General features: G+C 49.5%; 19 protein-coding genes. 13 read left to right on the top strand and 6 right to left on the bottom strand.

Annotation, left to right across the window (positions count from 1 at the left end; translation table 11 throughout):
* Positions 1–6: 6 nt before the first annotated feature.
* The 5 genes from A8707_RS02490 to A8707_RS02480 form a co-directional block, all read right to left on the bottom strand.
* Positions 7–3072: a DEAD/DEAH box helicase gene (locus tag A8707_RS02490; protein ID WP_197484589.1), complete on the bottom strand. Its 3066-nt coding sequence runs from the start codon at positions 3070–3072 to the stop codon at positions 7–9.
* A gap of 105 nt (positions 3073–3177) precedes the next feature.
* Complete coding sequence (locus A8707_RS28860; RefSeq protein WP_197484588.1) at positions 3178–3411, bottom strand: hypothetical protein; 234 nt, start codon at positions 3409–3411, stop codon at positions 3178–3180.
* A gap of 9 nt (positions 3412–3420) precedes the next feature.
* On the bottom strand, positions 3421–4026 hold the full coding sequence (locus A8707_RS02485) for a Uma2 family endonuclease (protein WP_082906195.1): 606 nt from the start codon (positions 4024–4026) through the stop codon (positions 3421–3423).
* A gap of 26 nt (positions 4027–4052) precedes the next feature.
* Entirely contained in the window at positions 4053–4127 is a 75-nt protein-coding gene (locus tag A8707_RS30540; protein WP_269452656.1) for a hypothetical protein, read from the bottom strand.
* 14 nt (positions 4128–4141) lie between these two features.
* Positions 4142–4321, bottom strand: a complete 180-nt coding sequence (locus tag A8707_RS02480) for a hypothetical protein (protein ID WP_068814811.1) — start codon at positions 4319–4321, stop codon at positions 4142–4144.
* A gap of 382 nt (positions 4322–4703) precedes the next feature.
* Between A8707_RS02480 and A8707_RS02475 the strand changes: the two genes are divergently transcribed.
* The 11 genes from A8707_RS02475 to A8707_RS02425 all read left to right on the top strand — a co-directional run bounded on the left by A8707_RS02475 (position 4704) and on the right by A8707_RS02425 (position 15620).
* Complete coding sequence (locus A8707_RS02475; protein ID WP_068814810.1) at positions 4704–5846, top strand: AI-2E family transporter; 1143 nt, start codon at positions 4704–4706, stop codon at positions 5844–5846.
* A gap of 24 nt (positions 5847–5870) precedes the next feature.
* On the top strand, positions 5871–7007 hold the full coding sequence (locus A8707_RS02470) for an ABC transporter permease (protein ID WP_068814808.1): 1137 nt from the start codon (positions 5871–5873) through the stop codon (positions 7005–7007).
* A gap of 101 nt (positions 7008–7108) precedes the next feature.
* Complete coding sequence (gene pip, locus A8707_RS02465) at positions 7109–8059, top strand: prolyl aminopeptidase (protein ID WP_068814806.1); 951 nt, start codon at positions 7109–7111, stop codon at positions 8057–8059.
* A gap of 242 nt (positions 8060–8301) precedes the next feature.
* Complete coding sequence (locus A8707_RS02460; protein WP_068814804.1) at positions 8302–8601, top strand: ferredoxin; 300 nt, start codon at positions 8302–8304, stop codon at positions 8599–8601.
* A gap of 179 nt (positions 8602–8780) precedes the next feature.
* Positions 8781–9707, top strand: coding sequence for an ATP adenylyltransferase family protein (locus A8707_RS02455; RefSeq protein ID WP_068814802.1), 927 nt, complete (start codon positions 8781–8783; stop codon positions 9705–9707).
* 41 nt (positions 9708–9748) lie between these two features.
* Positions 9749–10135: a cyclic nucleotide-binding domain-containing protein gene (locus tag A8707_RS02450; RefSeq protein ID WP_068814800.1), complete on the top strand. Its 387-nt coding sequence runs from the start codon at positions 9749–9751 to the stop codon at positions 10133–10135.
* A gap of 85 nt (positions 10136–10220) precedes the next feature.
* Complete coding sequence (locus tag A8707_RS02445; protein WP_068814798.1) at positions 10221–11291, top strand: BMP family protein; 1071 nt, start codon at positions 10221–10223, stop codon at positions 11289–11291.
* 6 nt (positions 11292–11297) lie between these two features.
* Positions 11298–12830 carry an ABC transporter ATP-binding protein gene (locus A8707_RS02440; protein ID WP_068814796.1) on the top strand — a complete coding sequence of 511 codons (1533 nt, stop codon included), beginning with the start codon at positions 11298–11300 and terminating at the stop codon, positions 12828–12830.
* A complete protein-coding gene (locus A8707_RS02435; RefSeq protein ID WP_068814793.1) occupies positions 12827–13888 on the top strand; it encodes an ABC transporter permease in 1062 nt (353 codons plus the stop codon). Before A8707_RS02440 ends, A8707_RS02435 begins: the two co-directional genes overlap by 4 nt.
* 8 nt (positions 13889–13896) lie before the next feature.
* Positions 13897–14835 carry an ABC transporter permease gene (locus tag A8707_RS02430; RefSeq protein WP_068814791.1) on the top strand — a complete coding sequence of 313 codons (939 nt, stop codon included), beginning with the start codon at positions 13897–13899 and terminating at the stop codon, positions 14833–14835.
* A gap of 38 nt (positions 14836–14873) precedes the next feature.
* Entirely contained in the window at positions 14874–15620 is a 747-nt protein-coding gene (locus A8707_RS02425; protein ID WP_231947907.1) for an SGNH/GDSL hydrolase family protein, read from the top strand.
* Positions 15621–15854: 234 nt separating this feature from the next.
* On the opposite strand, the gene A8707_RS02420 is transcribed toward A8707_RS02425, so the two are convergent.
* Positions 15855–16292: a hypothetical protein gene (locus A8707_RS02420; protein WP_068814790.1), complete on the bottom strand. Its 438-nt coding sequence runs from the start codon at positions 16290–16292 to the stop codon at positions 15855–15857.
* 133 nt (positions 16293–16425) lie between these two features.
* Here A8707_RS02420 and A8707_RS02415 point away from each other — a divergent pair, with 133 nt between their 5' ends.
* Positions 16426–17610, top strand: coding sequence for an MFS transporter (locus A8707_RS02415; protein WP_068814788.1), 1185 nt, complete (start codon positions 16426–16428; stop codon positions 17608–17610).
* Between the two features lie 312 nt (positions 17611–17922).
* The gene (locus tag A8707_RS02410; protein WP_068814786.1) at positions 17923–19512 is read left to right on the top strand and encodes a glycoside hydrolase family 57 protein; all 1590 of its coding nucleotides are present in this window, start codon (positions 17923–17925) and stop codon (positions 19510–19512) included.
* Positions 19513–19788 lie beyond the last annotated feature (276 nt).

Raw genomic sequence — 19788 nt, 5'->3', positions numbered from 1 at the left:
CTTCGTTCACTGCATTTGCTTGCCAACGACTTGTAACGCCTCGATCCAGACTTTTAATTCTTGTTCAGCCAAATTTCGATCGGTTAGTTCCTGCTCCTGGTGAGCAATGTAGGTATTACGAAAGTCGTTAATGCGCGTGATGGTTTCTAGAAGTTTGCGTCCACCCTGAATCCGAAATTGAGTATGCAGGGCTGCAAAAACACCCTCGATTTTTGTGGTGTCATTCAGAGCATAGTCTAGACACGATCGCAATAAGCCAATCAGCGACAATCCGTTGTTAAACACTAGCGTCCGTTTCAAGTTTTGCGCCAGCTTACGATAGTTCTGTTCTGATTTACGATCTAACCCATACAGATCTGGATCAAACCAAGCTTTTTGAGCCTCTATAGTAATGAGCAACTCTGGCTGAAGACGACGCACAATAAAGCCTTTTGCAACTTCATCGATCGAACCCAGCAGGGCTGTGAAGACGGGTGCGTAGTTCATGCCTTCTTTGTTTTCAAAGAAACGATAGAGCATCACAGCTTGATCGGCAGCTCGGCGATAGCGAGAAGGCAGAGCATTCAGAATGGCTGAATCGATCAGGCTGTCTACCGCTGTTGCTGCTTCATCTGCCTGTCCCAGATTGACAAATAGAGGCAAATCCTGAAATTCTTCGGCTTGTAGTAAGTTTTGTAGGGCTGGAGCGCAGGCACGAGCGAGTTCGGCAACGGTATCGCCTGCCATGCGTTCAAAGACCCCTTGGGGAATGTAGAGATAGTGCCACTGGATTGTTTCTGTAGAAGCAGACTCACACCAGGCGATCGCCGCTTTTGCTTTCAACGGCACATCTCGGTCTTCTCGTCCTTTGGTTTCGGTTAAGTAGCAGTGCCCGTCGAGGGTGCGAATAAAGAAATCGGGGGTGTAGAAAGCAAGGCGATCGCCCTGTGCCAAATAATCCACTCGTAAACACTGTGAGCCAGCGTTTTTGGCAAAGGCAACGACATCGGGGGCGCGATCGCAAAACTTGGCTACCGCGACTTCTAATTCTCGATTGCAGGTGACGAGATTAAATAGGGTTTTAGCCGCTTCTAGGGCGGGGCGACGTTCGCTGAGGGTAACTTGATAGGGTTTCCATGTGTTGAGTGATTTGGGGGCTTCTGCTGCCAAGCGTGATTCAGTGGTGGTGGTGCGACTGCGGATCAGGGGGACAAACACAGCCCGGAGATGTTCACCAACATCGGAATCTGCAAGACGAGCGACTAATGCGGGATCGAACAGGTTGGTTTTTGGCTCAAATAGGATTGTTTCTAGAAAGGTCTGAATCAGCGGGGCGAGGATGGGATGCAATCCCCGCAGTTTACAAATCGTTTCGAGTTGCTTGACGTAGTAAGAAACCGCACCAATGCCGGATGCCAGGAGAGGCAAGTTGAGCTGAAGTTTTTGGATGACTTCCCCGGTGAACAGGTGTCGCCCCTCGTACTGGATTTCGCTATTGCCCTGTTTTCCCAATGGGAGAGGTTTGTATGGTTTGAAAGCTTTTTTGACATCGTGAATGGTCAAGCCTTCTAGCTTTGGGATGATCCGGTAGCCTGCTGAGAGGGTGGGAATCTGAATGTTTAGTTGAGTTACGTCTTTGTGTGCCTCATCAGGAAAGATGGAAATGGTGGTAGCAGGGACGCGATCGAGATCCACAATCTCTAAAGGTAAGCCCTCCTGCGCTAGTTCTTGTTGATAAAGGCTGGCAAAGGCGGGATGCTCGATCACCGTCACCAGTTCGTTCGCTTGTCCGGCTGGAGTCATGCACCGCAAGCCTCGTCCTAGAGTCTGTTCGGGTAGGATGTTGGCTTTGGAACTGTAGGGACGTAACGGCACGATCGTCGTCACGTTGCGAACGTCCCAGCCTTCTCGCAGCATCAGGACGGAAACAATGCAGGAATAAGGGCTGGTGTTGCTATCCAGTTCGCGGCTGAGTTTGCGGAGTGCTTTTAGGTCATCGTCGCTGATGGCTTTTTCGTCTTCGACAAATTCGTAGCGGACGTTGTTGCCTTTGCCGACTTTTTTGAGTTTGCCTTTGAGGTTGGTGTGCAGGTTGATGGTTTTGCCGTTGAGGTGAGCAAATAGCGGGTCGGTATTGAAGCGTTGGGTAATTTGGTCAGCGGCATTGGTGTCGTCACACATGATGAACAGCAAAGGCTTCTTACCACTCGCTTTCCATTCGGCTTTGCTGGCTTTCCAACGTTCGTAACCCAAGAGCAAGTGCTGCTCCCAGCGGTAGGCCGCGTTGTCGTCGGCTTGCTCGACCAGTTTGCGACTGGCTTGCCCGATCAGCGGCGTTTTGACGATTCCGGCATCAACGGCTTCACCCAGGGGCGTGTCACAGACAATGTGTTTGAAAAGGAGTCCTTTGTTGTCTTTGGGAGTAGCGGAAAAGTCGAGTTGGGCGACGAGTTTGCAGCCGCTTTTGGCAAGAATGGCTTTATGGAGGGTGGCGATCGCGTCGTTCCAGGCTGAATCTGCATCCCAAACGTGATGGGCTTCGTCGTTGAGGATCATGACGTGGCGATGGGTGGTGATGCGATCGCGCAAGGCTGCTCCGGTGTCGAGCGCTTTGGATTTGGAAACGGCTGGTCCCATCCAGGCATAGCCTTCGTCTTCGGCTTTCTTTTTGCGTTTTTCGTAGAGGCGATGAATGTTGGTGAGGTAGAGGGTGCCACCTGTGGCTGCGCCGCTGGCTTCGTCTTGCAGGACAACGGAGAGGTTCCAGTCGCCGCGCCATTCGGGGGGAATCAGGGGATCGGTGTCAAAAACGCGCCCGTTGCCAAAGTCGTCTTTGAGGCGTTCGTAGACGGTGAGGTTGGGGGCAATGACCACAAAGTGCCGCGCCATTTCGGACTCGGATTCGCGCAGGGCGTGGAAGTAGCTCCAGACGATGCACAGGCTCATGACTTTGGTTTTGCCTGCGCCCGTTGCGAGCTTGAAGGCATAACGGCTCCAAGCATCTTCAGTTTCGGTAATGCCTAATGCCTGTAGTTCAGCGTTGGTGCCGCCAAATTCGGCGATGATTTGGGAAAGGGATTCGATGCGTCGCACTTCTTTGAGGTAAATCAGGGTTTCAACGGCTTCGCGCTGACAGAAGAAGTAGCGAAACTCAAGCTCTTCGCCGTTGGGCTGGGTTTGACGATGGGCGCGGTTAAACTAGTGGTTGAGAAGCTGAATCGTCGTGTCACTTGCTCCAATGTAGAAGGCTTCGCGCCACTCGCGCACGGCAGCGCGCAGATTGCTGACTAAATCGATCGGTGATGCCCGTCTACCCTGAATAATCTGGGCTGGGTCGCCCGCTTTTTCTGCCCGGACGCGATGGGCGTTGGGTTCTGACCAGGGAGCAAAGAGGGGTTCGAGGATGGTGGGATTGAGAGGGGTTGAGGTCATCACAAAGATTTAGAACGAGAGCTTTTGGAAGAGATCGGCAACAGGAAGAGTAAATCCGGGAATCACATCTTCACCGTCTAGGGAGTCGGTTGATTTGAGTAATCGGTCTGGTTCCACGGCAGAGCGATAGACCAACACGTAATTTTCAGTCGGATGAATCACCCAAGCTAAACGAGCGCCATTCTCAAAATATTCGACCAGTTTCTCGTGTATCTCTTCAACGGTGTTGCCAGGAGACAGCACTTCAACAGCGAGATCGGGTGCGCCTTCGAGAAAACCAGTGGGTAGTTGGGTCATGCCTTGCAGACGTTCTCTAGCAAAGAAAGAAATATCGGGCGATCGCTTATTGCCATTTTTCATTTTGAAAGCGGTGCTGGAGTCCAATAAAGCTCCTAATTTCTTAGACATGACCACAGGGAACAAAGCAGAGCTTAAAATAATCGCGATATAACCATGCGATGCCCCTGAATTTCCCATATCAATCAATTCTCCATTCACAATTTCATAGCGATGTCCATCATTAGGCAGCGCCATGAATGCTTCATCCGTCCAGACTTTTTTTTCAGGGGCTGCGATCGCTAGATCCTCGATTGAGGATTGCATCAGAGTAGACATAGCTTTTCTCCTTGTTAAGGTATGAATCAAGCAACTGCAAAGTCAGAATGTTCGCGCATTAACGGATGATGAAACCCCGCCACAATGTCTGGTTTAGAGATGCCTATTTCTTCGACTAAGCTGCATCTCCTTTTCCTGACAACAACTCAGCAATTAATGGTTTTGATTTTGCAAGTTGACTAACCGCTAGAATGGAAAAGCTGAGAAGGTTACCCTCTACATCCACTCGTTCCATGATGGCATCGTTTTCTGTTTCTCTTATCTGTGAAATAGGCGGTGATAATGAATGCATCATCGGGAAGATACTTCACAACCCCACCAATTCCGTCCGCATCTGTGAGAGTGGCTGTTGGGTCATGGGGCAATGCGATCGATGAACTGCACCAAATTATAGCAACCGTCAGAGAACGAACTTAGCAAAACACGGATCACACGAAGGAACACTCCGATCGAACTTAGCAAAACACAGCTCACACTAACTAACACGCCGATCAAACTTAGCGTGATCGTCACCTCACTCAATTACCCAGCCGAAGTGATTTCTTAAAAGCTTCTGAGAGATGAAGCGATCGCTGAAGTAGCAGAGACTTACCAGACACTCCTACAAATGGAGAACGATAAGATGGGAATGTGATAGCGTGCATGGGTTGTCCGCTCAAACTTCTTTAGATTCCTCTATGGATCGCTTCTTCTCTCCAATTCAACAGTTTTTGATCACCTGGCTGCTGATTTTGGTCACAGGTTGGTTGAGCTTAAACGCGCTCACCTATTTCGGCGAACTCCTCAGCGTGCTAGTCACTGCTGGATTGATTGCCTTCTTGCTCAACTACGCGGTCGATCGGTTGCATCCAATTTTGCCTCGCCCGATCGCCGCTGCTTTAGTCTATTTACTCGCAGGATTTGTGCTGGGGTTTGCAGCGATCACGATCGCGCCACCAATTTTATTGCAAGCACAGCAGTTGACTGCTAATCTTCCGAGATTAATTGAGTCAGGTCAGCAGCAGCTAAATGATCTCGAAACCTGGAGCGCAGAGCGTCACTTTGGCTTTGATTTGTCGTTTCTAGAACAGCAGCTTTCAGCCCAGGTGCAAGGGCAGGCAAAAACGATCGCATCTACAGGCATCGGCTTGGTCTTGGGCACGTTTAACTGGGTGCTAGACTTTATTTTAATTTTGGTGATCTCGTTCTACTTATTGTTGGACGGTGGAAAAATCTGGACGGGCTTGACCAGCATCTTTTCTGCCCCCATTCAAGAGCGGTTGACGAGTTCTTTAAGAGATAGCCTACAGCGATTTGCATCAGGGCAACTGCTGCTAGGGCTATTTATGGCGACGATGCTATCCTTTGCGTTTTGGTGGCTTAGAGTGCCATTTTTCTTAGTGTTTGCGGTGTTTATCGGCGTGATGGAAGTCATTCCGTTTATCGGCGCAACGTTGGGAATTGCTGCCGTGTGCATCGTTGTGGCGTTTATCGACTGGTGGTTAGCCCTACAAGCGCTGGGAGCCGCGATCGCCCTTCAGCAAGTCAAAGATAATTTTATCGCCCCGCGCATCATGGGCAACCTGACCGGATTCAGCCCCGTGATTATTCTGACCTCACTGCTGATTGGTGCTAGAGTTGCGGGACTGTTGGGCGTGATTTTAGCGATTCCATTGACGAGTGTGATTCGCACGATCGTCGAAATTATTCTCGATCCGGCTCTTCCACCTCAAACGGGATCTATCTTCTCTGAAACGATGGAGAATAGTATTCTAGAACCGATGCTCTCGATCGAAGATGAGGATCACGATCGGGTGATCATCGTCAGCAAAGAGCATTAAAGCCCCCCTTCACCCTGAGCGCTTATGGACTGGTGGAAAAGACTTCAGAAAAACCCGTTAGCAAAGTTTGGAGCGTTGTTGCTACTGATGTTTTACCTGTCAGCGATCGCGGCTGAACTGGTTGCTCCCTACGATCCCTATAAGTCTCAAACCGATGGAGCGCTGCTGCCGCCCACTCAGGTTTATTGGGCTGACCAGAGCGGTAAATTCATCGGTCCGCATGTCTATCCGACGACTCAAGGCGCGGTGGATGTGCAGACGGGCGATCGGCAGTTAAAGGTCGATCGTTCAAAGCCGTCTCCGATTCGGCTGTTTGTGCAGGGAGATGACTATCGCTTTTTGCAGATTCGGTTGCCGTTGCCGACTCGGTTCCCGCTCACCGATCCCAAGTTTGAAGAGATCGAGTTGTTTCCTGGCATCTCTGGCAATCTGCATCTGTTTGGCACATCAGGAGAAGGCAAATTTAACCTGCTGGGAACGGATGAACAAGCGCGAGATCAGTTCAGTCGCTTAGTGTATGGCGGACGGGTGAGCCTGAGTATCGGACTGGTGGGCATCGCGATCGCGTTTCCGTTAGGGATGTTGGTCGGGGGCATCTCTGGCTACGCGGGTGGATGGCTCGATTCTGTATTAATGCGCTTTGTCGAAGTGCTGATGACCATTCCTGAAATTTATTTATTGGTGGCGCTAGCGGCGGTTCTGCCTCCAGGGTTGACGAGTGCTGAACGGTTTTTGCTGATTATTTTGATTACGTCGTTTATTCGATGGGCAGGGTTGGCGCGGGTGATTCGCGGACAGGTGCTCTCGATTAAAGAACAAGAGTTTGTTCAGGCGGCGAGAGCGATGGGCGGAAAGCCTCTTTACATCATCATTCGGCACGTTTTGCCTCAGACGGCGACCTACATCATTATTTCAGCAACGCTTTCGATTCCGAGTTTTATTGTGGCTGAGTCGGTGTTGAGTCTTATCGGGCTAGGAATTCAACAGCCTGATCCGTCTTGGGGAAATATGCTGACGCTGGCGACGAATGCGTCGATTTTGGTGCTGCAACCCTGGCTGATTTGGCCGCCTGCGCTGCTGATTATTTTGACGGTTCTAGCGTTTAACGTGCTGGGAGATGGACTGAGAGATGCCCTCGATCCTCGGAGTTTGCAGCGATGAAACCTCTGATTGCGTTTCCGATTTGGGTAGGGCATGAACAAGGGGCTTAAGCCCCTTGTTATAGGACGTTTACTGTATTTCAGTTGTCTAAGACTTGCTATATGCGTGATCTTTATCCTCCTTTAGAACCGTACGACACGGGCACTCTTCAGGTGTCTGACCTGCATACGATTTATTTTGAGCAGTCGGGAAATCCTCAAGGCAAGCCTGTCATCTTTTTACATGGCGGACCAGGGGGCGGCAGTCTGCCTGTCTTCCGGCAATACTTCGATCCGGCAAAGTGGCGAATTGTGATATTCGATCAGCGAGGCTGCGGTCGCAGCACGCCCCACGCCGAACTGCGAGAGAACACGACCTGGCATTTAGTCAGCGATATTGAAACGCTACGATCGCACCTCAAAATTTCTCAATGGGTCGTGTCAGGCGGCAGTTGGGGCAGCACATTGTCATTAGCGTATAGTCAAACTCACCCCGATCGCTGTCTGGGTTTAATTCTGCGGGGCATTTTCTTACTGCGGCGCAAAGAGATTCTCTGGTTTTATCAAGAGGGCGCAAGCTATCTCTTTCCCGATGCTTGGGAGGACTATCTACAGCCGATTCCCCTTGATGAGCGCGCCGATCTTCTATCCGCCTTTTATCGTCGTTTGACCAGCGATGATGCCCAGATTCGTCAAGAAGCGGCTCGTGCGTGGTCAGTTTGGGAAGGCACCACCAGCAGACTGATTCCTGACCCCAAATCGCAGAGTCGATTTGCCGATGCCGAGTTTGCCGATGCGTTTGCGCGGATTGAGTGCCACTACTTTATCAATCGAGGCTTTTTAGAGCCAGATGACCAACTTTTGCAGAATTGCGATCGCATTCGCCACCTCCCAACTGTCATCGTGCAGGGACGCTATGATGTCGTCTGCCCCATGACTTCTGCCTGGGATTTGCACAAAGCCTTGCCAGATGCTGAGCTGGTCGTCGTTCCCGATGCGGGTCATTCAATGATGGAACCCGGAATTTGCAGTGCATTAATTGAGGCAAGCGATCGGTTCGCTCTCGATTCTTAGTCGATCAACGCCCGTCTTAACCCTGTTTTTCCCTCGTCCCATAAGTATAAGTAGATTAAATGGGCGAGATTTATTACGAATCCCGTTCATCCCAAAGGTGAATTGGAGGTTTTAACTCATAAGTTTTCCCGTAGTATCAGAATTGAAGCTGATTTATGAAGCAAGCCTGCTACAGGCAACGCCTAAAGTTACGCTTTCAAATGGCTTTAACGCCGTTTCTGTTTATAGAGAGAGGACTACCGATGGCAACTTTTAAAGTCACGCTGATTAACGAAGCTGAAGGGCTAAACACGACGATCGACGTTCCCGAAGATGAGTATATTTTAGACGCTGCTGAAGAGCAGGGTTTAGACCTTCCTTACTCTTGCCGTGCGGGTGCTTGTTCTACCTGCGCTGGCAAAATCACGGCGGGCACGGTCGATCAATCTGATCAGTCTTTCCTAGATGATGACCAGATCGAAGCAGGATATGTGCTAACGTGCGTGGCTTACCCCACTTCTGACTGCACCATCAAGACGCACCAAGAAGAAGAGTTGTACTAAATCTTCTCTCCTGAGACAGAGAGCCTTCCCGCTTCTCACAGGCTCTTTGTCTAGGGGCAATTTTAAAACCTATTTAGCTCAAGGGTTTGGGAAGCCACAGGTTAAACTGAGTTTTAGGTCGATTGCAGAAGCGCCGTATTGGTGTTTCTGCTTTGTTTTAGCCGTTATCTTTTTGATTGATGCTAGAGCCTGGAACGCTGTGGACGCGGGTCATTGAACAGACACAGCACGCATTAGAGTGTGGAGCGCTGCGATCGATTCCAACTCACCGTGAGATCGTCGATCAAGATGGCGTAAATTTTTTAGTGAGAATTTTAGCCAATCTGACGCGCAAAGAGAAAGCAGCCCGGCAGCAAACGCAAAAAGCTATCATTTCTGGCGAAGTAATTAATCCTTTTTTGCCCTATGAAGAAGACTTGTTTGTTGCCGATTTATCAGAAACTCACTTGTGTCTGCTAAATAAATTCAACGTTGTAGACTATCACTTGCTGATCATTACTCGTGCCTTTGAGGAGCAAGAACGTTTATTGACGCTAGAAGATTTTGCAGCGCTGTGGGCTTGCCTCGTTGAATATGATGGACTGGCTTTTTACAACGCTGGCAAGAATGCCGGAGCAAGTCAGCCTCACAAACATTTGCAACTGATTCCATTGCCTCTTTGGAGAGATGGAGCGATCGCGATCGACTCGTGGTTAGCCTCGGCTGAGTTTAAAGGCACCCTTGCGACGATTCCCAAACTGCCGTTTGCTCATGGGCTGATGCGCTTACCAAGCGGGATGCAGTCACCGACGAAAGCGGCTGAGGAGACACTTGCTCGTTATAGTACGCTCCTAGATACTTTAGGGTTGCGAGCAGGTGACGCTTATAATCTCTTAGCCACGCGAGATTGGATATTAATGGTGCCTCGATCGCAAGACAGTTTTGCGTCGATCTCGGTCAACTCTTTAGGGTTCGCAGGAAGTCTGTTTGTGCGCGACGAAGAGCAGATGCAGATTCTCAAAGATCAGCAGCCGATGACGATTTTGACTCAGGTAGCGATGCCGATCGCTCAGCGTCGTGAGGAAATTGGATGTGATGCAGCCGACATGAAAGCGCGAAAAGATTGACGTATACTACCCAATGGCATTTGCACTGTTTGGACACACTCATGTTAGACCCCGTTAGAACCCTCAGCATTTTTCAAAGACAGCCTGACCCTCAAATCTTTTCAGCAGGGCAAACTGTTTTTCAAGAAGGAGAACCGGGAGATTTGATGTATGGCGTTCTTGAAGGCGAGATTGCTCTATCGGTGAATGGCAAAATTGTAGAAACGATCGAGCCAGGTAAGGTGTTTGGAATTGGTGCTCTCGTGAGTTCAGGCGTAAGAGCTTATACGGCGATCGCCCAAACCGACTGCAAGCTGGCATTTTTAGATGAAGAGCGATTTTTGTTTGTCGTTCAAGAAACCCCATTTTTTGCGCTCGAAGTGATGAAAAGCTATTCTGATCGGCTCAATCGTCTCGTGCGGCACTTGATGGACAAACTAATTGTCTAGTCAACCCACTGAGCAACGGTATTGTAAGTGACAATTCTCTAATGCCGAATTGGATTAGGGTCTGAGAAGTCGCTGAGGAAAACAAATGGTCAGGAAGCTCGATCGACGAACCTTTATTGTGTGGGGTTCGGCAGCATTTGGTGGAAGTTTGTTGATTAAAGGATGTGCTAGCGCTCCACCGACCCCAACTGCGAGCAGCGTCACCTCAAGTCCGGCGGCTTCGGCATCGGCGTTTAAAGTGGCGATCGCGATTCCGGGTCCGATTACCGATAAGGGCTGGAGTCAGGCAGGCTATGAAGCGATGGATGTCGTCAAGTCTAAGCTGGGTGCAGAAACGGCGTATGTCGAGAAAGTTGCTCAAGCCGATCAAGCAGAAGTGTTGTCTGATTTTGCGCGTCGTGGGTTCAACTTAGTGATTGCTCATGGAGGACAATTTGAGGCGGCAGTTAAACAAGTAGCGGCACAGTTTCCCAACACGTTTTTTGCGGTGTCTGATGGAGTCGTGACGGGCAGCAATATCGCCTCGCTGCAAGTCGATCACCTGCAAATCGGCTATCTGTGCGGCATTGTTGCAGCCCAGATGACCAAATCAAACAAAGTTGCGTTTCTTACGGCTCAATCGTTTGCCACCACAGATCAAGAATATCGAGGGTTTGAGTTAGGGGCAAAATCAGTCAAGCCAGCGATCGAGGTCAAAGCCAGCTATACCAACGATTGGAATGATATTGGCAAAGCGAAAGAAGCGACCCAAGCGCTGCTAGCGTCTGGAGTGGATGTGGTTTACAATATGCTCGATTCGGCAGCTTTGGGCGTGATTCAAACCCTGAGTGAGAAAGGTGGCTATGCGATCGGATATTTTGAAGATCAGCTTAAACTCGCTCCTCAAACGGTTTTGACTAGCGCAGTGCAAAATTATGGGCTGGCGATCGCAAACATTGCAAGCATTGCTAAAAATGGTCAAATGAAGGGCGAAATCTATAAGCTGGGATTAGACAAACCAGATATTCTGAGACTGGGAGAGTTTAGTGCTGCTGTCACTGATGCGACGAAACAAAAAGCAACGCAAGCGAAAGAATCGTTGATTGCGAAGAAGATCACGTTTGAAGAATGCAAAGTTAGCGGAAAAGATAGCTGGTGTATCAAAGGAGCCGCTTAGGAAAGAATGAGAGATGGAGAGACTGCTTATCTTCGGCTTGAGGGAATTACAAAACGGTTTGGTAATTTTGTTGCCAACGACTCTATTAATCTGAAGGTGAATGCTGGAAGTATTCATGGGTTGCTCGGTGAAAATGGAGCCGGGAAAACAACCCTAATGAATATTTTATGCGGATTGTATCAGCCGGAGGCAGGGCAGATTTATTTGCACGATCGAGCCGTACAAATTACGTCTCCGAAGGTGGCGATCGCGCAGGGCATCGGCATGATTCATCAACATTTTATGCTGGTGCCGCAGTTGACGGTGATTGAGAATATCATTTTGGGTAGCCCGTTGACTCTGCGGCTGAATTTGAAACAAAAGTCCCGCGAGATTTTGGTCATGTCAGAACGATACGGACTCTCGATCGATCCGCTTGCTAAAGTCGGCGATCTGCCTGTAGGCACTCAGCAGCGAGTCGAGATTCTCAAAGCTTTGTATCGTCAGGCAAAAGTGTTGATTTTAGACGAGCCAACCGCAGTGTTAACGCCTCCTGAAGTGCAGGGTTTCTTTAAAGTGTTGCGTCAACTGGCAGCAGCGAATCATACGATTTTGTTTATCAGTCACAAGTTAGATGAAATCCTGAGTTTGTGCGATCACATAACAGTGCTGCGACGGGGGCGAGTGGTCGGCACAACGATCGCGCACAACTCGACTCGTCAAGATTTGGCGCGGCTGATGGTGGGTCGAGACGTGCTGTTTCATCTCGAAAAAGCGGCTCAGTCTTCGGATCACATCGTTCTAGAAGTGCAGAACTTGCAGGTGAGGGACGATCGTCACTTAAACGCGGTGCAAAATGTCTCTTTTACGCTAAAAGCCGGGGAGATTTTGGGGGTTGCCGGAGTCGATGGCAACGGTCAGCGAGAATTAGCCGACGCGATCGCAGGTCTACGTCCCGCCACTGCCGGAGAACTGATTCTCAACGGGCAGCTAATCACGCGTTGGACAATGCAGCAACGCATCAAACGTTTGAAGATTGGCTATATCCCAGAAGATCGGCAAAAAATGGGGCTGATTCTGAGGTTCAGCATTGCCCGAAATCTGATTCTCAAAGGGTTTCAGCAGTTGCCGTTTTGCCGAAATGGATGGTTGCAGCGCGGCGCGATCGCCCATCACGCAACACAGGCAATTCAATCCTTTGATATCCGTGCGACGAGTGGGAAACTGCGCGTCAGTCAGCTTTCGGGAGGCAATCAGCAGAAGGTTGTTCTCGCACGAGAACTCTCTGGTGATCCTTCTTTAATTGTGGCGATGCAGCCGACGCGAGGTCTAGATGTGGGCGCAACTGAGTATGTGCAGCAAGCCCTCCTAACTGAACGACAGCGAGGAGCCGCCATTCTCTATATCTCGACCGAGCTAGAGGAAATTATGATGATGAGCGATCGGATTGCCGTCCTTTATGAAGGGCGATTTGTGGCAATTCTTGATGCGGCGACGGCAACCGTTGAACAACTGGGCTTGTTAATGGCAGGAAGCCCAGCCGGGAGGTTGTCACCATGAAAGCGAATCAAATTCTACGATCAATCACTCCGGTGTTATCTCCCCTATTCGCAATTTCATCTGCGCTGTTAGTCGGGGCTGGCTTGATTGCGTTGGCGGGAGTGAATCCGATCGCTGCTTATTCTGTTCTGTTTCGCGAAGCACTTGCTAATTACTATGGATTCGGCACCACGTTAACAAAAACGGCACCGTTACTGTTAACGAGCTTGGGCGTATTCGTAGCGCTCAAAGCAGGACAATTTAATATTGGGGGCGAAGGTCAGATTTATATGGGGGGCTTGGGCAGCGTTCTAGTTGGGCTGTATGTTCACGGGCTACCCGCCTTGATTCACGTTCCTTTGGCGCTGCTGAGTGGCTTTTTGTTTGGGGCAATCTGGGGGCTGATTCCTGGCTATTTGAAAGCGATACGCGGCATCAATGAGGTGATTACGACTTTACTGCTCAACTACATTGCCCTTAATTTGATTAACTATCTGGTCAGCAATCCTCTGATCGAGCCAGGTGCGCCGAGTCCTTACAGTCCGACGATCGCCACCTCTGCCCAACTGCCGATCATTCTGCCCCAAACCCAAACCCACGCCGGAATTCTGATCGGGTTCGCGGCGACGATCGTCTTGTGGATCGTGTTTCAGCGATTGCCGTTGGGCTACCAGATCGAAGCCGTGGGACAAAATCCGATCGCGGCTCGCTACGCCGGAATCTCAGTCGAGCGCACCATTATGTTAGTCATGGCAACCGCCGGAGGACTGGCAGGACTTGCAGGAGCCGGGGAAGTGACGGGCTTGAAGTATCGGTTGTTTGACCAATTTTCGCCGGGATATGGTTTTGATGCAATCGCGATCGCGTTTCTAAGTCGTGGTAATTTAGTCGGGGTCGTGATGACTTCGCTGTTTTTTGGTGCCCTTCGCAGTGGGGCTAATGTCATGCAGCGCAGTGCAGGGGTTCCCGTTACGGTTGTGTATGCTATTCAAGGACTCGCCGTGTTGTTTATCGCAATCGGTTTAGCGTTAGAAAAGCGATTCGCTATCCGTCAGTCTTCCGTTATCACAAGTGGATAAAGATTTCTATGTCCGATTCGGCTGCTTTTCTGTCTGACTATCTTGCTGCCAGTCTTCGCCTCTCGGTTCCGTTGGCGTTTGCGGCACTGGGCGGACTCTTTTCTGAGCGATCGGGCGTGCTCAACATCGGGCTAGAAGGGATGCTGCTTACAGGTGCGTTTGTCAGTGCAGCGACTGTATTTTATACAGGTAGCGTTTGGGTCGCGATTTTGGCAGCGCTGATCGTGGGCGGCTTAGTGGGGTTGCTTCACGCTTATCTGTGTGTGACGCTGCGAGTCGATCAACTCGTGTCAGGGCTAGCGATCAATCTTTCTGCGGCAGGGTTGACGGCATTTTTATCGCGGCTGGTGTTCAATAGCAAAACGAGTCAGCCATTGCAAGGACTCGACGCGATCGCCATTCCAGGATTAAGCCAAATCCCGATCGTGGGGTCTCTGTTTTTCAATCAAGATCCGCTCGTCTATCTATTGCTGCTGCTGGTGCCGTTGATCACTTATCTATTGTTCAAAACGAGCTTAGGACTCACCCTCCGAGCGGTTGGAGAATATCCCCGTGCGGCTGAGACGGCTGGAGTTTCAGTGTTATTTGTGCGCTATCTTAGCGTCATGCTAAGTGGTTGTTTAGCATCTCTAGGCGGTGCATATTTGGTTTTAGTTCACGTTAAGTTCTTTATGGAAGACATTAGCGCAGGCAAAGGATTTATTGCGTTAGCCGCCTTAATTTTTGGTCGATGGCATCCCATTAGCACCGTTCTCGCCTGCGTTTTGTTTGGTGCAACCGAAGCATTACAGTTAAGAATCCAGGCATTTGGCTTAAACATTCCTTATCAATTCTTAGTGATGTTGCCTTACGTGATTGCTTTATTCGCGCTTATCGGTTTAGCAGGCAAATCTACGCCTCCTGCCGCTTTAGGCATTCCTTACGTGAAAGAAAGCTTAGATGACTGAATTCAGACCACCGGAACACTATCGAGGTCAGATCGGTCATGTATCATGAGGCAAGCTTTCTGATTTTTCTCAATCGACTCGCTATGATCAAGAATTTCAAGATTAGTTTGGTGACAATGCTGTCATCAGTTGGGCTGGTTGGGCTGTTAAATCAAGTCTCGATCGCTCAGATGAAGCCAGACAAACTAGGCGATCTGGCATGGTGGCGCTCAAAGGTAAAGGATCAGGCACAGTCAAGTCAAAGACAGCGATATAAAGGCTGTCTGTTTGGAGATTCGATCTCATCGGGGTTAGGCAACACGTTGGGTAAAGATGCCGCTAACTTCGCGATGGGCGGCTTAAGCACTGTGTCGCTATTAGAGCAATTAAAAACGCTAAAAGCTGCGGATGTGCAATGCCAAAATGTGATGATCGCGATCGGCACCAATGATGCTTTGTATGCCATTCGCAACGACGAGTTTGTAAGCAATCTTGAGCAAATTATCTTACTGACTCGCTCAATGGGAGCCAGCCAAGTGACGCTGACTCCTGCGTTTTATTCGACTCTTGAGGCAAGCCGCAACCCCAACGTCGCTGGAACGATCGAGCGTGTTGAAGAAATCAACGCCTTGATTCGTGAAGTGGCTGATGTCGAGAGTGTCGCACTTGTTGATCAAGGACTCGAACCCCTGTTTAACGATCGGAGCCTCAAAGCAGGATTGACATCTGATGGCGTTCACTTAAATGAGGACGGCAAAAAAATATACAAGAAAGTGGTTGTGAAAGTCCTGGATATCAATTCTTGATAGTTGAAACTGTTCTCATTCAAGTGGATTCTATAGCAATCCTGAATCAGTTGTAAATTTGGTCTGCCCTCCTCACAAAGTGGGGCAAGCCCTCGCCAGCCCTTCTCCCCAAGGAGAAGGGAGCCAGAAAGTCAAAGTCCCTCTCCTTGGGGAGAGGGATTTAGGGTGAGGGCAGAATCTCTGCATCTCACAAGTTAATTAGGATTGCTATACTCACCGTTAAGCCATAAGTTCTTATGGATTGTCATAGTAGTTCGGTTCGCTTTGAGGCGATGCCAAACTGACCGCCGTTGCTGGCGAGAGCGGCTGAGAATTTTGAGGAAGCCTGAACCCCAACAATTGCTCGGCTCCCCGAAGATAGGTGAATGCCGATCGCAGATTAGACTGTCTTTGCCAGTCGGCACGAGTCACGCGAACATAGAGAATTGGAGCGGTGAGTCCCTCACGTTCTGCCAAGATTTTTAGCTCGATCGCCACCGTTGAAGGATTGGCAAAGCTCTCTTTTACTGACTGTTCTGCTAGCCGTTCTGCTTGCTGAATCAGCCCATTAAATGATTGGTTGGCTTCAGGCGTGAGAGTATAGTTTAGTTGCCTAGTTTCCGCCCAAGCTGGAAAAACTGGGGCAAAAAAGCTTGACAAAAGCAGTCCAACAAATAGCAGCTTGACACGCATCGCTGAAGCCTTACCCAAATTTTAGACAGTCTTCAGCAACCGTATCATTGGTCATTTGTTTCTCCATGTTGTCTGGCGCACACGGACAGCACGCGTCTGCCAAAATCAAAATGACCGCTCTTAGAGAATTGAAATGAATCGAACGTTTTGGGTGACGGCTCTCGTTGCGTTTATTAATGCGCTTAGTTTCACGATTTTAATTCCAGTTCTCTATTTATACGGCAAACAATTTGGCTTAAATGATTTTCAAACCAGCCTACTATTTTCGAGCTACGCGATCGCTCAGTTTTTTGCGACCCCAATCATTGGCAAACTCTCCGATCGCTTTGGACGAAAGCCGCTTTTGATCATCAGCCTAGCCGGAACTGTAATCGCTAACCTGATTGCAGGCACCGCTACGACCGCCAGCGTTTTATTCATCGCGCGATTTTTAGACAGCATCACGGGCGGCAACGCATCGGTCGCTCAAGCCATCATCTCAGATGTGACGACCCCTGCCGATCGTGCCAAAGGGTTTGGAATTTTTGGGGCAGCCTTTGGTCTAGGATTTGTGCTAGGTCCAGCGACGAGTTTGTTTGCTCAACAGGTTTCACTCGGAGCGGCTTTTTTGGTGTCGAGCGCGATCGCATTCGTTGCCCTGCTAATCACCCTCTTCTTTTTGCCCGAAACCCTGCAACATAAAGCGGGACGATCGCGCAACATTTTTGACCTCGGTTTAGAAAATCTGATTAAAGGTCTAGCGATTCCAAGAGTTGGCATTCTGCTAATCATCAACTTTTTTATCGGCACAACATTTACGATCTTCACGTATGCCTTTCAGCTTTATTTTTTGCATGTGCTCAATCAAGATAATCGTGCACTCACGCTGATGTTCCTCCTATTTGGCGTACTGGGAGTGATTATGCAAACTTGGGGTGTGTCAGTGCTCAATCGGCGGTTCAATCTTGTGACTATCTTGTTATTCGCACTGTTTGTCCGCAGCATTTCATTTGTTCTAATGCCGATTTGGGCAAACATTTCTTATTTTGTGATTGTTAGCATTGTCTTTTCTTTGTTTAACTCATTAGTTCAGCCGATGATCAATACGTTAATCTCTCTCAATGCCTCTTCTCAAGATCAAGGCACCGTGATGGGATTAAACTCCTCTTATTTGAGCGCTTCTAATGCGTTCGGACCTGTAATTGCCGGATTGATGGTCAATCAAGCTTATCCCTCAACGTATCGCTATCCCTTATATTTGGCAGGGTTTCTCACCTCGATCGTGTGGGTGTTTGCGATCGTCAACCGCCGTCGATATGCCGCGATCGTTGACGAATAGGCGTTGCTGAATTGATGGATGAATTTCCAGATTGATCCTCACCCTAGCCCTCTCCCAAAAGGAGAGGGGACAAGATCTTTAGCTCCCTTCTCCTTAGGGAGAAGGGTTGGGGAGGGCTTGCCCCACTTCGTGAGGAGGGCAGTCTATCCCGCTATTCAGCAACGCTGACGAATAAAGCCATAATCGTGATGACTTTTTCAATTCCCGACAACCTGATCCCCGCAGAATAAGTTTCGCCCTCGGTTTTGCTTTACAATTTTGGCAACTCTTGAGTTTTTCCCCAGCGTTTCATTCTCTATACCCGAAAGTCTTATGAGCATTGGATATGTTGCCCTCGTCTTGCACGCCCACTTGCCCTTTGTTCGTCACCCCGAAAGTGATTACGTGCTAGAGGAAGAATGGCTCTATGAAGCCATTACCGAAACATATATCCCTCTGCTGCAAGTGTTTGAGGGTTTGATCCGCGATGGGGTCGAGTTTAAACTCACCATGAGCATGACTCCGCCGCTGGTGTCGATGTTGCTCGATCCATTGCTGCAAGATCGCTATGATGCCCATCTCGCGCAGCTTGAAGAACTTGCTGAGATGGAAATCGATCGCCACGCCCACGATGGTCACATGAGATATCTGGCAGAACACAACGCCAAAGAATTTAAAGCGGCGCGCATGTTTTGGGAGAAGTGCGATCGCAATCTCGTTAAAGCGTTTAAGCACTATCTCGATCGCGGCAACCTAGAAATCATTACCTGTGGCGCAACTCACGGCTATCTTCCCTTAATGAAGATGTATCCCCAAGCGGTGTGGGCACAGATTCAAGTTGCGTGTGAACACTATGAGCAGACCTTCGATCGTCCCGCAAATGGCATCTGGCTTCCAGAGTGCGCCTATTATGAGGGAGTCGATCGGATGTTGGCAGATGCCGGACTGCGCTACTTCCTCACTGATGGACACGGCATTCTCTACGCCCGTCCCCGTCCGCGTTTTGGCACCTACGCCCCTATCTTCACCGAGGCAGGAGTCGCCGCTTTTGGTCGCGATCATGAGTCGTCGCAGCAAGTTTGGTCATCGGAAGTCGGCTATCCCGGCGCGTCTGAATATCGAGAGTTTTATCGCGATTTAGGCTGGGATGCTGAATATGAATATATCAAGCCTTACGTCATGCCCAACGGTCAGCGTAAAAATGTGGGCATTAAATATCACAAAATCACAGGCAAAGGGCTGGGGCTGTCAGATAAACAACTCTACGATCCCTACTGGGCAAAAGAAAAGACCGCCGAACACGCCGCCAATTTTTCCTACAATCGCGAACGGCAGGTCGAAAATCTCCACAACATGATGCAGCGTCCGCCGATTATTGTATCGCCCTATGATGCCGAGCTATTTGGGCATTGGTGGTATGAAGGTCCGTGGTTTATCGACTATTTGTTCCGCAAGTCGTGGTTTGATCAGGGCACCTATGAGATGACGCACTTAGCCGACTATCTCAAGGCAGAACCGATGCAGCAAGTCTGCCGTCCGTCGCAGTCGAGCTGGGGCTACAAAGGCTTTCATGAATATTGGCTCAACGAAACCAACGCCTGGATCTATCCTCATCTGCACAAAGCCGCAGAACGGATGATCGAGTTGTCTAAAAAAGAACCTGAAGATGAACTAAGCGGGCGGGCACTCAATCAAGCGGCGAGAGAAGTGCTGTTAGCGCAGTCGTCTGACTGGGCGTTTATCATGCGAACGGGAACGATGGTTCCTTACGCAATTCGTCGGACTCGATCGCACCTGATGCGCTTTAACAAACTCTATGAAGACATCAATCAGGGCAAAATCGATTCGGGTTGGATTGAGAAAGTCGAAGCGATCGACAACATTTTCCCTGACATCAATTACCGCGTTTATCGTCCGCTCTAACCGATAAAACTCGCCCTTCATTGTCCTTTGTAAAAACGTTTTACAGGGGACATCTTTATATCTTGTCTTCTAGCAATCATCATTCACCATCAAGCCGTGTTTGATACTGCACGATCGCCCGTTTGCAAAGCAAGTTCCCCTTTGGATAATCGCTCTCCCAGGGTGGTTTCAAGTTAGCCAGCGAAAAACCTGATGGACTTGATTGGCTAGATGACGAATGCAATCTGGGAGAGTACGGCAACCCAAACGACGGGCAAGGGTAATCAGGAACGAATT

The organism is Phormidesmis priestleyi BC1401, assembly GCF_001650195.1.
GTDB classification, from domain to species: domain Bacteria; phylum Cyanobacteriota; class Cyanobacteriia; order Leptolyngbyales; family Leptolyngbyaceae; genus Phormidesmis_A; species Phormidesmis_A priestleyi_B.
This window is presented reverse-complemented; position numbering and strand designations above follow the sequence as displayed.

Bases quoted from the DNA above. Each gene is read 5' to 3' on its own strand.
- A8707_RS02435 (WP_068814793.1), top strand. From the start codon at position 12,827: ATGAAAGCGAATCAAATTCTACGATCAATCACTCCGGTGTTATCTCCC.
- A8707_RS02480 (WP_068814811.1), bottom strand. From the start codon at position 4,321: ATGATGCATTCATTATCACCGCCTATTTCACAGATAAGAGAAACAGAA.
- A8707_RS28860 (WP_197484588.1), bottom strand. From the start codon at position 3,411: ATGACCTCAACCCCTCTCAATCCCACCATCCTCGAACCCCTCTTTGCT.
- A8707_RS02485 (WP_082906195.1), bottom strand. From the start codon at position 4,026: ATGTCTACTCTGATGCAATCCTCAATCGAGGATCTAGCGATCGCAGCC.
- A8707_RS02420 (WP_068814790.1), bottom strand. From the start codon at position 16,292: ATGCGTGTCAAGCTGCTATTTGTTGGACTGCTTTTGTCAAGCTTTTTT.
- A8707_RS02455 (WP_068814802.1), top strand. From the start codon at position 8,781: ATGCTAGAGCCTGGAACGCTGTGGACGCGGGTCATTGAACAGACACAG.
- A8707_RS02450 (WP_068814800.1), top strand. From the start codon at position 9,749: ATGTTAGACCCCGTTAGAACCCTCAGCATTTTTCAAAGACAGCCTGAC.
- A8707_RS02425 (WP_231947907.1), top strand. From the start codon at position 14,874: ATGTATCATGAGGCAAGCTTTCTGATTTTTCTCAATCGACTCGCTATG.
- A8707_RS02445 (WP_068814798.1), top strand. From the start codon at position 10,221: ATGGTCAGGAAGCTCGATCGACGAACCTTTATTGTGTGGGGTTCGGCA.
- pip (WP_068814806.1), top strand. From the start codon at position 7,109: ATGCGTGATCTTTATCCTCCTTTAGAACCGTACGACACGGGCACTCTT.
- A8707_RS02470 (WP_068814808.1), top strand. From the start codon at position 5,871: ATGGACTGGTGGAAAAGACTTCAGAAAAACCCGTTAGCAAAGTTTGGA.
- A8707_RS02430 (WP_068814791.1), top strand. From the start codon at position 13,897: ATGTCCGATTCGGCTGCTTTTCTGTCTGACTATCTTGCTGCCAGTCTT.
- A8707_RS02410 (WP_068814786.1), top strand. From the start codon at position 17,923: ATGAGCATTGGATATGTTGCCCTCGTCTTGCACGCCCACTTGCCCTTT.
- A8707_RS02460 (WP_068814804.1), top strand. From the start codon at position 8,302: ATGGCAACTTTTAAAGTCACGCTGATTAACGAAGCTGAAGGGCTAAAC.
- A8707_RS02415 (WP_068814788.1), top strand. From the start codon at position 16,426: ATGAATCGAACGTTTTGGGTGACGGCTCTCGTTGCGTTTATTAATGCG.
- A8707_RS02475 (WP_068814810.1), top strand. From the start codon at position 4,704: ATGGATCGCTTCTTCTCTCCAATTCAACAGTTTTTGATCACCTGGCTG.
- A8707_RS02440 (WP_068814796.1), top strand. From the start codon at position 11,298: ATGAGAGATGGAGAGACTGCTTATCTTCGGCTTGAGGGAATTACAAAA.